The sequence below is a fragment of the Ligilactobacillus apodemi DSM 16634 = JCM 16172 genome (assembly GCF_001434405.1).
In the GTDB taxonomy this organism is placed as follows: domain Bacteria; phylum Bacillota; class Bacilli; order Lactobacillales; family Lactobacillaceae; genus Ligilactobacillus; species Ligilactobacillus apodemi.
Map to the genome: position 1 here is coordinate 19,301 of NZ_AZFT01000031.1, position 12,310 is coordinate 31,610.

The window sequence follows — 12,310 nt, forward strand, 5'->3', positions numbered from 1 at the left end:
TCATAAAAAAACAAGACCACCGGAAATTTTTCGGTGGTCTTTGTTTTTTATTCTCTTTCAGTTAACTGATAATCTTTTTCTAAATCATGTGCCAAGTAATTAATGGCTTTCATAATTTCGCGTCTAGTCACGATCCCGGTAAAAATACCGTGTTCATCAGTAACCGCTAGAAACGTTTGATCAACTAACTCATGCAAAACTTCTTCCATATCATATGGTGGTTGGATCGTGGCAACATCAGTCTGCATAACATCTTTAACTTGTAATTCTTTTAAATTTTTCGTTTCGATTCCAGTCAACCCCAACATCGTATCGGTGATCATTGCTAACGACAATAAGCCTTTAAAATGTTGCTCGTTATCAAGCACAGGAATCTTAGCGTATTTTACTTTAGTAAGTACTAGAAATGCATGGTCCAAAGTATTTGTTTCTTGCACATTAGCAACTATTTCCGCTGGAATCAAAAATTTATCTTTTCGTTGATTAAGCATTTGCTCAACTGCTTTTGATATCATTGTCCTCTTTGTCCAAAAATTTATTATTTTCACCTAAGTTTACTTATTCTTGTGCAACCTAAGCAAAGTTTATCTGCATCTATTATACCACTTCAGCGTCCTTAACAACATGGTTACAACTTATGCTTACTGTACTTACTTACCTAATTTTTCACGATATTTATTTTGTTGTTTTTAAGTACATTTCACAATTAAAAACTTTTAATAATTAAGGACCGAACTTACTCGGAAAATATTGTTAAACCCTATTGACACTAGCAACTTCAATGCTTATAGTTATATGAGTGTGTTATTTATTATATATATTTTTAGGAGGAAAAAATGGATTTTGCATTACACTCTCGTTTGGCAGCTGAATTCTTCGGTACAGCATTAATGATCATCCTTGGTAATGGTTCGGTTGCAAACGTTGAATTAAACGGAACAAAGGGTCATCATAGTGGTTGGATCATTATTTCTATTGGTTATGGTTTTGCCGTTATGATCCCAGCCTTGATGTTTGGTAGCATCTCTGGTAACCACATCAATCCGGCATTTACTTTAGGTCTTGCCTTGGCTGGAGATTTCCCATGGAGTGAAGTTTTACCTTACATAAGCGTTCAATTATTAGGTGCGATCGTCGGTCAATTAGTCGTAGTTGCATGTTTCAAACCTCACTACGATATGACAACTGATCCAGAAGCTGTTTTAGCTACATTTTCTACGATCGATGCTACTAAAAGTCGTTCGAATGGTTTCATCAACGAATTTTTTGGAACATTCACGTTAGTATTTAGTGCATTAGCTATTACACATTCACCTATTTTTGGTCATGGAAACCAAGGTGCCGGTTTTATCGGTATCGGTCTTTTGGTAATGGTTATTGTTACCTCATTTGGTGGTCCTACTGGTCCTGCGCTTAACCCCGCACGTGACTTTGGACCACGTCTAGTTCACGCCTTGATGCCACTTAAGCACAAAGGTTCTTCTCAATGGAACTATGCTTGGATTCCAGTTGTAGCACCATTTGCTGCTGGTGCATGCGCAACACTTTTATACAAAGCTATTTTCGGCTTATAATACTATTGTTAAGGTTTGACGTCCTGACGTCGGCCTTTTTTATTTACTTAAGTTTCTCAAAAGGGGGAAAATCCATGAAACGTAGCTTAACGCTTAGTCTTACTTACTTGTGGCGCATTCTAAAATTTCTTTTACTCCTAGTGTTGATCTTGCTGCCACAATTTTCATTATTACTACCAAAATATTTGCCCACAAACTTCTCACATCCCAATTTAGCAATGTGGGGCTTTTTTCTCACCAGTTATGCGTTAGTGCTCTTTTGTTTAATTTGGCAATATACAAAATTTGCTCCCCAAGCTAGGCACTTAAAGAAATTTACTCATCAAGATGTCATTATGATCGCAACTAGTTTTTTTGCACTATACGGCTTAAAGTACGTCTATATGTTGCTGCTTCCAACTAGCTCGGCAACGCAAAATGACGCAGCTATCAGCAAAATGTTTTCACTCTCCGTTTCCGTCGCCTTTATGATGGCCTTTATGACTGCGATCATGGCACCGATCTGTGAAGAACTGCTTTTTCGTGGGATCTTTATGAGTTACTTCTTTAAAAATTACGCTTGGTGCGCGATATTTTTTAGTGGACTTGTTTTTGGCTTGATCCATGTCCACGCAGGTGATAATTATTTAGTCCCACTTTTATATTGCTCCATTGGTTGGATCTTAGCTTATAGTTACCGTAAAACAAATAACATTTTAGTAAGTATCACGATCCATTTCTTAAACAATCTTTTACCTGCAATCGCATTACTAATTTCAAGTCTTTCACAGTTAATGAAATAGCATAAAAAAATAGGCTAGTTCTTGCAACTAGCCTATTTTTTGCACTTTTATTATTTATCTAAGCGTGCATTTAATTCTTTTGTTAATTCTTCAAAACCTGGGCGACCAAGTAAAGCAAACATGTTCTTCTTGTATGCTTCAACACCTGGTTGGTTGAATGGGTTGATGCCATTTAAGTAACCAGAAATACCTACTGCAATTTCAAAGAAATAGATCATGTAACCTAATGTATAAGCACTTTGATCTGGAATATCAACGATCATGTTAGGTACGCCACCATCAGTGTGGGCTAAAACAACACCTTCCATGGCACGATCGTTAACATAGTTCATCGTCTTACCTTCAAGATATGCTAAACCATCCAAATCTTCTTCTTCCTTAGGAATAACAGTATCATGTGTTGGTTTATTCACGTGAATAATCGTTTCCATCAAGTTACGACGACCTTCTTGGATGTATTGACCTAAGGAGTGTAAGTCAGTTGTAAAGTTAGCTGAAGATGGGTAGATACCTTTTTGATCTTTACCTTCAGATTCACCCATCAATTGCTTCCACCATTCTGAGAAGTATTGCAAAGTAGGTTCATAGTTTGCAAGAATTTCAGTTGTGTAGCCTTTACGATATAAAATATTGCGTAAAGCTGCATATTGGTAAGCTTCGTTTTTAGCTAAATCTTTGTCTGTATATTCAGCACGAGCATCAGCAGCACCTTGCATCAAAGCATCAATATCAGCCCCAGAAACAGCAATTGGTAATAAACCAACTGGTGTCAAGACTGAGAAACGACCCCCAACATCATCAGGGATAACAAATGTTTCGTAACCTTCAGCATCAGCTTCCGTCTTCAATGCACCACGTTCGCGGTCAGTTGTAGCGTAAATCCGCTTCTTAGCGCCTTCTTCACCATATTTTTCAACTAATTTTTCTTTGAAGATTCGGAAAGCAATTGATGGTTCCGTTGTTGTACCAGATTTAGAAATAACATTCACAGAGAAGTCACGATCCCCGATAAGTTCAACTAAATCATGCACATAAGAGCCAGAAATTGAATTACCAGCAAAGAAAATTTGTGGTGTTTTGCGTTCTTCTGCTGGAAGCAAGTTGTAGAAAGTATTTTGTAAGAATTCAATTGCGGCACGTGCACCTAAGTACGAACCACCAATACCGATCACAACTAAGATCTCAGAATCTTCTTGGATTTTCTTAGCTGCCTTTTTGATACGATCAAATTCTTCTTTATCATAATCAACTGGTAAATCGAGCCAACCACGGAAATCAGCTCCAGCACCTGTACCTTGACGAAGTTGATCATCTGCTGCATTTACCATCGCTTGCATTTCATTTAATTCATTTTCATGAACAAAATCTTTCAAGTTGGAACTATCAAATTTAATATGTGCCATTACTACACGCTCTCCTTTTACTTTTATCTACTGCACTAATTATACTATATAATACAGATTTTTAAAGTCAAAATGTAACATAAATTAAGATTTACCCTTAAAAACACTTAATAATCAGAGAAAAATCTTAATTTAAAAGGAGTTACCCAGCGATAACTCCCTTTAAAAATTATTTTAATAAACCTAGCATTACACCACCGACGATAACCAATAAAGAACCGATCGTGATGTAAACCATTTCGCGTTTTGTCTTGTGTTCGCCCAATAATAAGATCGAGCCAAATGTCGAAATAACGATACCAGTTTGTGAAAGTGAAAAACTGATCGCTAAACCGATCGCAGCCGTTGCTTGGAACATGCACAAGTTACCAGTACCCCAAACTAAACCAGTAATGATATTTTTAAATGTTCCCTTCTTAAAGGCATCTTTACCTAATGCAAAGACAGAAGCACCTGCTACCATCCCGATTGCTTGTGGTAAAACCATTGCTTGTGCATTCACATTTAATAAGTTAACAACTACGGTATAGCCTAAATAACCAATTGTTGACAAGGTAAGTGCGGTCGTCCCACGCTTCCAGTCTTCACTTTGTTCGCCAACAACTGCTGATTTATCACGTAAAGCTGTTAGACCTGAACCAACTACTAAAATAACTAAGGCAATTGTCCCTAATGTCAATTGACGTCCGGTCGTCCATTCGTGGAATAAGATCACCCCAGCTAAAGCGTTAGTAACCAATTGTGCCCCAGTAGAGATCGGCACAGCCTTTGAAATACCAACGGCTTTCATTGCATGGAATTGTTGGTTTTGACCCAAACTCCAAAACAAACCTGATAAAATACCAGCGATCCATAGTTTCATATTATTATGTGCTAAAAAGTTAGCTGGTGAAACTAAGGTTGTAATGATAGCAAATAATAACGCACCCCAGGTCATCCCGAGTGTTTGTTGATTGGCACTACCACCAAGCTTACCACTAATTAATCCAACACTACCCCATGCAAGCACAGGGACTAGAGCAATCCACATACTTAATTACCTCATTTCTGATCAATTCTTTTAATTTTTCTTATGCAAGTTAATATTTTATCAGTTTTGTGCAAACCATTACAAGAACAAATTTAGATTAAATATTATAATTTGGTTGTTTACAAAGGATTTTCATGAGTTTTTTCACCAATACATAATTAAAAATAGTGATTTAGCCTATTATTACGCACTCACAATTTAACTCATTTAAAATAAACCATAATTAAATTTCTAATATTTGAAAAAGTTTTCAGAGTTATTTTCTTTGCTCCGAGACCTTAATATTTACTAAAATCTCTAGGAAAAATTGACGCTTGGGATTGAACTGGTTTAGAATTAAGTGATATGTGAATTAATTTGATTTGAAAGGACGGTTTACGCCCGTGAACTGGACAAAGTTACGAGATTTTATCAACACGCGCTGGGGCTTTTTTGCCCTAGTTGCGTTTCTATTTTGGTTGAAAACTATCATCGTCTATTTGATAGATTTTAACCTTGGAGTTAGTGGGATCTATCAATATTTTGTCTTATTGATCAACCCGATCGCAACTACGCTTTTGCTTTTTAGCATTGCTCTTTACATACGTAGAACAATTCCAGCTTATTTGTGTTTATTACTACTCTATATTGCTAATACCGCGCTCTTATTTACGAGTGTGATCTATTATCGTGAATTCACTGATTTTATGACTATGAACGTTATTTTAGGTTATTCCTCGGTATCTCAAGGCTTAAGTGGAAGTTCTTTTTCGCTCTTAAAACCCCAAGATATTTTAATGGTAGCCGATATCGTTATTGTCTTATTGTTACTTTTAACACGGCAGATAAAATTAGATAAACGTGCTATTCCTAAAAAACAAGCTGTTGCTATGACATCATTTTCTTTGATGTTTTTGCTATTAAATATCACACTAGGTGAAATCGATCGTCCCCAACTATTGACGCGGACCTTTGACCGAAATTATTTAGTCAAATATCTTGGGATCGATACTTTCACCGTTTATGACGGCTTAAAAACCGCTAAAACTAGCCAAACTCGTTCCAAAGCAACGGGTTCTGATTTAAACAAGATCATTGAATTTACGCAAAAAAATTATGCTGCACCTAATAGCAAAATGTTTGGGATCGCTAAAAATAAAAATGTTATCGTGATCCACTTAGAAAGTTTCCAACAATTTTTGATTGATTTTAAATTGAACGGTCAAGAAGTTACTCCCTTTTTAAACAGCTTATATCATGGTAAAGAAACATATTCGTTTTCTAATTTCTTCAACCAAGTAGGTCAAGGGAAAACTTCTGATGCGGAAACAATGCTAGAAACTGGTACTTTTGGACTTTCTCAAGGATCTTTATTCTCAACTTTAGGGACTGATAATACTTTTGAAGCAATGCCCGCGATCCTAGGCCAAAGTTTGAATTATTCTTCCGCCGTTTTCCACGGTAACTCAGCTTCATTTTGGAACCGGGATAAAGTTTATAAAAACTTTGGTTATCAGTATTTCTTCGATGCTAGCTACTATAATCAAGATTCAAACAATTTGACCGAATATGGCTTAAAGGATAAATTACTTTTCCATGACTCGGTAAAATACTTAGAAAAATTACAACAACCGTTTTATGCTAAGTTTATTACTGTTTCAAATCACTTCCCGTTCACGCTTGATGAACAAAATAAATCTTTTGAAGCTGCTAATACAGGTGATAGTTCCGTCGATAATTACTTTGTCACGGCTCATTATCTCGATCAAGCCGTTAAAGAATTCTTTGACTACTTAAAAGCTTCGGGGCTTTATGAAAATTCTGTGATCGTTTTATATGGTGATCACTATGGTATCTCAAATTCCCGAAATCTCAAACTCGCTTCGTTATTAGGTAAATCTTCATCTACTTGGAGCGATTATGATAATGTACAAATGCAACGGGTGCCATTTATGATCCATATTCCAGGTCAAGAAAATGGTGGGATCTCAGATACTTACGGTGGTGAGATCGATGTTATGCCAACCTTACTTCACCTATTAGGAATTGATTCTAAGAAATATCTCCTTTTTGGCTCTGATCTGTTCTCTAAAGATCATAACCAGACCGTAGCATTTAGAAACGAAAACTTTATCACGCCAAATTATACCGTGGTCGGTAGTACGATCTATGAAAATAGTACGGGAAATGTCGTAACGCACCCTTCTAAGAAAGTAAAAGCCGAGATCAAAAAAGCACGTGAACATGTGACCCAATCGCTTTCGCTTTCGGATTCGCTTAATAACAAAAACCTCTTGAGGTTCTATGTTCCAAGTGATTTCACCCCGGTCGATCCGCGTGAGTTCAACTATAAAAATGAAGTTGAGCAACTAAATAAGATCCAAGCTAAATTGAAGAACCGCTCAACTAGTCTGTGGTCACAAAATGGTGGCAAAACAACGGTCGATAAATACCAATCTGATGCCCCTGAATTAACTGGAACTGATTCATCGTCAAGCAGTAGTTCTTCAACTGACGAATCGACCACCGAAGATTCAGCTGCGCAAACTTCAACCAGTGAGACCACGACCGAAGAGACAACTTCTTCTAGTGCGACAACAACTGAATAAAAATACTAAAAGCTTATGCCTAACACTAGCTAAATGTTAAGCATAAGCTTTTTTGGTGTCATTAATTTACAATTTTAGTGCAAAAATAAAAAAACTTTACTGTGATCAAACCTTGATCACAGTAAAGTTTTTCACTCTTGTGGGCTATTTGGGGGACTAAAACGGCTGAACCCCTTGATAAATAAGCCCCTAATATGGAGATGGCGGGGATCGAACCCGCGTCCAAGCATATCGTAACTCAAGTATCTACGCTCATAGTTATACTATTTGAACTTCATTATTGATTCCGCCGTATAACAGGGCTAACATCAATAACTAGCCTAAAAGTCTCTTCTTAAAATTTCAGGCTAAAACTTTAAGCGTAGTCTGCTAATATAGGACCCGTAACCGGCACACAGACGATACCGCACGGATCTACGCAATGCTGACTAGGCAGCTAAAGCGTAAGAATTGTTATTATTTTTTGCAGTTATAATTTAAACTGAGCGTTTTATAGTAGTCGCAACCTACTAAGCGCAACTCAAGCCCGACCTATACCTGTCGAATCCTAAACATCCCCAAGTTGACTACGGGTTAATTTTAGCACACCTATTTTAGAAAAGCAAAATGCAATTTTTCTAATTGACAACTCATTTTTGCTATAGTAAAATTCAACTATACTAAAACGGAAAGGAAGAGAACCATGAGTAATACATTATTGCAACTTACAATCACTCGTTGGCAAAGCTAGCACTGGGTTGCTTCTGTATCACAGATGCGACCGTACGAAACGTTCGTATCTGTGCTGGTTCTCTTTATATAACTCGCATGGATAACTTAAATTCTAAGCTTTCACCATGCGGGAACTATTTCTAAAGCACTTCCTGCAATTCGTAGGGAGTGCTTTTTTAGTGGAACCACTACTAGACACGAACAAAAAAATTATTAAAAAGGAGTTTATCTTATGAAACGCTTGATCAGCACTATTATTATTTTATTTGCTTTTCTAGTCTTTGCTTTTTTTCATTCGACGTCAAGCTCTAAAAAATCGTCGATCCCAACAGTAGGTATCCTACAACTCACTTCTCACCCTGCTTTAGATGAAATTCATCGCGGAATTATTGCTGGGTTAAAAGAAAATGGCTACGTTAATGGCAAGACAGTTAAAATTGATTTTCAAAATGCTCAAAATGATCAAAGTAATCTAAAGTCGATGAGTCAAAAATTTAAAGACGAAAATGCTGCGGTCATGATCGGGATCGCTACTGCTGCTGCCCAATCCTTAGCAAATGTGACAAGTACGACCCCGATCGTCATGGGCGCGATCAGTGACCCAGTCGGTGCCGGCTTAGTAAAAAGTCTCTCACATCCCGGCGGAAATATAACCGGGGTTATGCACAAAGAACCGATCGATCGCCAAGTCAAATTGATCAAACAGCTCATGCCAAATGTGACAACAATTGGTGTACTTCACACTTCTAGCGACGATTCTTCTGCTAGCGAAGTCAAAGAATTTACTAAACTAGCTAAAAAAGCTGGTATCACTGTCAAAGATTATACTGTTACTTCAACTAACGATATTGCACAAGTTTCAGCTACAATGGCAAGCGCCGTCCAAGCGATCTATATTCCAAACGATAATACAGTCGCCTCTGGTTTCCAAACGGTTTTAAAGAATGCTAACCAATATAATATTCCGATCTTCCCTTCAACTTCAGAAATGACACAACAAGGGGGACTTGCCACAGTTAGTGTTAGTCAATATGAATTAGGAAAAATGACTGGTCAAATGGCGGCTGAGATCTTAAATGGTAAGTCACCAGCAACAATGGCCGTTAGATATCCAAAAAACGGTACTATTTACTTGAACCAAAAACAAGCTAAAAAATTGGGCATTACGATCCCAAGCTCACTACTTAAAGAAGCTACTAAAAAAGGAGTTGTTATCAAATGAATCTAATCGTTTCTGCTATCGGTCAAGGTTTACTCTGGGGTCTTTTAGGTCTTGGCCTTTTTCTCACCTTTAGAATCCTAAAATTTCCTGATATGACGGTTGAAGGTACATTTCCTTTTGGTGCTTGTGTCTGCGTTGCCCTGATCACTAATGGTGTTTCGCCGATTTTAGCGACGGTAATGTCCTTTGTTGCTGGGCTTTTGACCGGTCTGACTACTGGTCTGCTTTATACCAAAGGAAAAATTCCGATCTTACTGGCTGGGATCTTAGTCATGACAGGGATCTATTCGATCAATTTACACGTTTTAGGTAAAGCTACGGTCGGGTTATTAAATGAAAAAACATTACTCACTTCTTCATTTATGAAATCTTTACCAACAAACTTTCCTTCCGTAGTTTTAGGTTTGATCTTAGTCAGCGTGATCATCTTTTTCTTGGCACTTTTCTTAAATACTGATCTAGGTCAAGCCTATATTGCTACGGGGGACAATCCTTTAATGGCTCGTGCATTAGGGATCAATACCGATAACATGGAAATTTTAGGCTTAATGATCTCTAACGGATTGATTGGCCTTTGTGGTGGCTTGATCGCACAAAATGACGGTTATGCTGATGTCAACATGGGGGTCGGAACGATCGTTATCGGACTAGCAGCGATCATTATTGGCGAGGTTGCGTACGGTGAATTAAGTTTAACTGCCCGTTTGGTTGCGGTTATCTTAGGTAGTATCTTCTATCGTTTTGTCTTATTGATCGTTTTGAAACTTGGCTTTAGCTCAAACGACTTTAAGCTACTTGCATCCTTGATCTTAGCTTTATGTCTCATGCTACCACTATTAGAACGGAAATTTAGTCTTGCAAAAATTTTAAAGAAAGGAGTTCAAAAGCCATGAAACCTGCCCTTGAACTGAAAAATATCACCACACTAGTTAATCCAGGGACTAGTGAAGAAAAACAAATTCTTAAAAATCTTTCGCTAACGCTCGAAGCTGGAGATTTCGTCACTTTGCTAGGTACCAATGGTGCTGGTAAGTCCACTTTACTAAATGTGATCAATGGCTCACTAAAACCAACAATGGGAAAAGTTATCTTAGGCGACAAAGACTTAACTAATCTTTCAGAAGTAAAACGCGCAACTTATATTTCCCAGGTTTTTCAAGATCCAAAAGTTGGTACCGCACCACGAATGACCGTAGCGGAAAATCTTTTATTAGCTTTAAAACGTGGCCAAAAACGCAGACTACGCTTACGCAATCTTCGGTCACATTTAGCCGAATTTGAAGAGCTGACCGCGCAATTGCCCAATAATCTTTCCGAAAGATTGCATACATTTACTGGTAATCTTTCTGGGGGCCAACGTCAAACCTTAAGCTTTTTAATGGCAACGATCACTAAACCTGATATCTTACTGTTAGATGAACATACCGCCGCCTTAGATCCCAACACCAGTAGTCAACTATTAAAATTGACCAATGATGTGGTAACTAAAGAAAACTTAACTTGTCTCATGATCACACACCGTTTACAAGATGCTTTACGATATGGCAATCGGGTCATTATCTTAAACGAAGGACAAGTAGTCCTTGATACCCGTGATAAGGAACATTTGACGGAAGAAAAGATTCTAACTTATTTTGCCAATTAAATTACTGCAAATAACAATAAACGCCAAAGAAACTAATGATTTCTTTGGCGTTTATTTGCTTTTAATATAAAAAACTTTCTTCAAACGTTTGCATTGATGGGCTGATTGTGCAAACATCTAAAAAAATTTCTATAATTAATTTTCTTCAGGATTAAGTTTTAACAACAAATTATGAATAACCACTTCTAGACGTTTTAAAGGTTCGTCCAAGGTTACACGATAAAAGCTTTGTAGTCCTTCTTTTTTAAAGGACACTAAACCAGCTTCCCGTAAAATTTTAAGGTGATGCGATACAGCAGGTTGGGTTATGGCCATCATTTGGGTAATTTCAGTGACAGTCATTCCTTCTTGTAATCGCTCACTCAATAACAAAATGATTTTCTGACGATTACGGTCAGCTAACGCATTCATCGTTTCAAATTCGTTAGTAAAATCTTCTAATGCACCTTTTTGCTCTATGGTCAATGGAACCGTCGGCATAGGTATCACTCTCCTTTCTTTTTGAAACACTCCCTCCAAAATAAGCGTACCATTTAATTGTGCCAAACGCAACCGCTTACACTTAAAAAAGTAAAAATATTTTACACTACTTACTTTTAATTATTTTATAAATAAAAATAAATTGAACAAAACATTAAGCCTGATCCTAAAATAACGACTAGATGCCAGTAAACATGCGCATAACTCATCTTCAAACTATAAATTACGGCTCCAAGGGTAAAAGCTACACCACCAGCCAGTAACAACAATAACCCGGGTAATCCTAAAGCCACAAAAAGTGGTTTAAAGCAAAAGACACACAACCATCCTGCTAAAACGCAAATTATCGTTTCGACGATTTGGTAGCGTGGTTTAGCAAAATTATGGTATAAAACACCAAAAAGCATTAACGCAGCGATCGCTAACCATAGATACCAACCATACCGTCCCTTGATTCCAATCAAACAATAGGGCATGTACGTTCCTGCGATCAACAAATAAATACTCGAATGATCAAAGGCCTGAAACAGGCGGCGCACTCTGGTAAAGTAAAAACAGTGAAATAACGTTGAAGCTAGATACAGCATAACTAACGAACTACCATAGATCGAATAAGCAACTAAATCTACCGTATTTTGACTTGCGACTCCTTTTAAGATTAGTAAAATCAATAACAAAATGCTTAAAGCGATCCCTAATCCATGAGTGATCGCACTCCAAATTTCATTAATTACTTGTTTTCTTCGCTCCATGTTTCTCACCTCTTAATTAAATATCTAGTCTAAGTTTACACTTTAAATAACACTAAGTCAATGTAATCTAGGTTTGGAGTCTAGATGATTATTATTAAGCTTCAAGCCAACAAGTATCTCAAG

11 protein-coding genes and 1 other RNA gene are annotated in these 12,310 nt (G+C 37.2%); 6 read left to right on the forward strand and 6 right to left on the reverse strand.

The window, feature by feature from the left end; genetic code table 11:
- Positions 1 to 47: 47 nt before the first annotated feature.
- Entirely contained in the window at positions 48 to 515 is a 468-nt protein-coding gene (cbpB, locus tag FC32_RS02715) for a cyclic-di-AMP-binding protein CbpB (RefSeq protein ID WP_025087630.1), read from the reverse strand.
- A 321-nt stretch (positions 516 to 836) separates the two neighbouring features.
- Here cbpB and FC32_RS02720 point away from each other — a divergent pair, with 321 nt between their 5' ends.
- Positions 837 to 1,574, forward strand: a complete 738-nt coding sequence (locus tag FC32_RS02720; protein ID WP_056957251.1) for an MIP/aquaporin family protein — start codon at positions 837 to 839, stop codon at positions 1,572 to 1,574.
- 74 nt (positions 1,575 to 1,648) lie between these two features.
- Entirely contained in the window at positions 1,649 to 2,356 is a 708-nt protein-coding gene (locus FC32_RS02725; RefSeq protein ID WP_025087629.1) for a CPBP family intramembrane glutamic endopeptidase, read from the forward strand.
- Positions 2,357 to 2,406: 50 nt separating this feature from the next.
- Here the strand turns inward: FC32_RS02725 and FC32_RS02730 are convergent, their stop codons facing one another.
- Both FC32_RS02730 and FC32_RS02735 read right to left on the reverse strand, forming a co-directional pair.
- On the reverse strand, positions 2,407 to 3,759 hold the full coding sequence (locus FC32_RS02730) for a glucose-6-phosphate isomerase (RefSeq protein WP_025087628.1): 1,353 nt from the start codon (positions 3,757 to 3,759) through the stop codon (positions 2,407 to 2,409).
- Between the two features lie 169 nt (positions 3,760 to 3,928).
- Positions 3,929 to 4,789, reverse strand: coding sequence for a GRP family sugar transporter (locus FC32_RS02735; protein WP_025087627.1), 861 nt, complete (start codon positions 4,787 to 4,789; stop codon positions 3,929 to 3,931).
- Positions 4,790 to 5,172: 383 nt separating this feature from the next.
- Here FC32_RS02735 and FC32_RS02740 point away from each other — a divergent pair, with 383 nt between their 5' ends.
- Positions 5,173 to 7,377 (forward strand): LTA synthase family protein, encoded by a 2,205-nt coding sequence (locus FC32_RS02740; protein ID WP_025087626.1) that lies wholly within the window; start codon positions 5,173 to 5,175, stop codon positions 7,375 to 7,377.
- Between the two features lie 192 nt (positions 7,378 to 7,569).
- On the opposite strand, the gene ssrA is transcribed toward FC32_RS02740, so the two are convergent.
- Positions 7,570 to 7,936, reverse strand: a transfer-messenger RNA (tmRNA) gene (gene ssrA / locus FC32_RS10370).
- A gap of 384 nt (positions 7,937 to 8,320) precedes the next feature.
- On the opposite strand from ssrA, the gene trpX reads away from it, so the two are divergent.
- The 3 genes from trpX to FC32_RS02755 are packed head-to-tail and all read left to right on the forward strand — an operon-like array spanning position 8,321 to position 10,955.
- Positions 8,321 to 9,310: a tryptophan ABC transporter substrate-binding protein gene (gene trpX / locus FC32_RS02745; protein ID WP_025087625.1), complete on the forward strand. Its 990-nt coding sequence runs from the start codon at positions 8,321 to 8,323 to the stop codon at positions 9,308 to 9,310.
- Positions 9,307 to 10,203 carry an ABC transporter permease gene (locus FC32_RS02750; RefSeq protein WP_025087624.1) on the forward strand — a complete coding sequence of 299 codons (897 nt, stop codon included), beginning with the start codon at positions 9,307 to 9,309 and terminating at the stop codon, positions 10,201 to 10,203. Before trpX ends, FC32_RS02750 begins: the two co-directional genes overlap by 4 nt.
- Positions 10,200 to 10,955: an ABC transporter ATP-binding protein gene (locus tag FC32_RS02755; RefSeq protein ID WP_025087623.1), complete on the forward strand. Its 756-nt coding sequence runs from the start codon at positions 10,200 to 10,202 to the stop codon at positions 10,953 to 10,955. Before FC32_RS02750 ends, FC32_RS02755 begins: the two co-directional genes overlap by 4 nt.
- A gap of 135 nt (positions 10,956 to 11,090) precedes the next feature.
- Here the strand turns inward: FC32_RS02755 and FC32_RS02760 are convergent, their stop codons facing one another.
- Positions 11,091 to 11,435, reverse strand: coding sequence for an ArsR/SmtB family transcription factor (locus FC32_RS02760; RefSeq protein ID WP_025087622.1), 345 nt, complete (start codon positions 11,433 to 11,435; stop codon positions 11,091 to 11,093).
- A gap of 125 nt (positions 11,436 to 11,560) precedes the next feature.
- The gene (gene trhA / locus FC32_RS02765; RefSeq protein WP_025087621.1) at positions 11,561 to 12,187 is read right to left on the reverse strand and encodes a PAQR family membrane homeostasis protein TrhA; all 627 of its coding nucleotides are present in this window, start codon (positions 12,185 to 12,187) and stop codon (positions 11,561 to 11,563) included.
- Positions 12,188 to 12,310: the final 123 nt, after the last annotated feature.

What these genes read in the sequence shown, in the direction of transcription:
- cbpB (WP_025087630.1), bottom strand. Translation starts at nt 515, where the DNA reads ATGATATCAAAAGCAGTTGAGCAAATGCTTAATCAACGAAAAGATAAA.
- FC32_RS02720 (WP_056957251.1), top strand. Translation starts at nt 837, where the DNA reads ATGGATTTTGCATTACACTCTCGTTTGGCAGCTGAATTCTTCGGTACA.
- FC32_RS02725 (WP_025087629.1), top strand. Translation starts at nt 1,649, where the DNA reads ATGAAACGTAGCTTAACGCTTAGTCTTACTTACTTGTGGCGCATTCTA.
- FC32_RS02730 (WP_025087628.1), bottom strand. Translation starts at nt 3,759, where the DNA reads ATGGCACATATTAAATTTGATAGTTCCAACTTGAAAGATTTTGTTCAT.
- FC32_RS02735 (WP_025087627.1), bottom strand. Translation starts at nt 4,789, where the DNA reads ATGTGGATTGCTCTAGTCCCTGTGCTTGCATGGGGTAGTGTTGGATTA.
- trpX (WP_025087625.1), top strand. Translation starts at nt 8,321, where the DNA reads ATGAAACGCTTGATCAGCACTATTATTATTTTATTTGCTTTTCTAGTC.
- FC32_RS02750 (WP_025087624.1), top strand. Translation starts at nt 9,307, where the DNA reads ATGAATCTAATCGTTTCTGCTATCGGTCAAGGTTTACTCTGGGGTCTT.
- FC32_RS02755 (WP_025087623.1), top strand. Translation starts at nt 10,200, where the DNA reads ATGAAACCTGCCCTTGAACTGAAAAATATCACCACACTAGTTAATCCA.
- FC32_RS02760 (WP_025087622.1), bottom strand. Translation starts at nt 11,435, where the DNA reads ATGCCGACGGTTCCATTGACCATAGAGCAAAAAGGTGCATTAGAAGAT.
- trhA (WP_025087621.1), bottom strand. Translation starts at nt 12,187, where the DNA reads ATGGAGCGAAGAAAACAAGTAATTAATGAAATTTGGAGTGCGATCACT.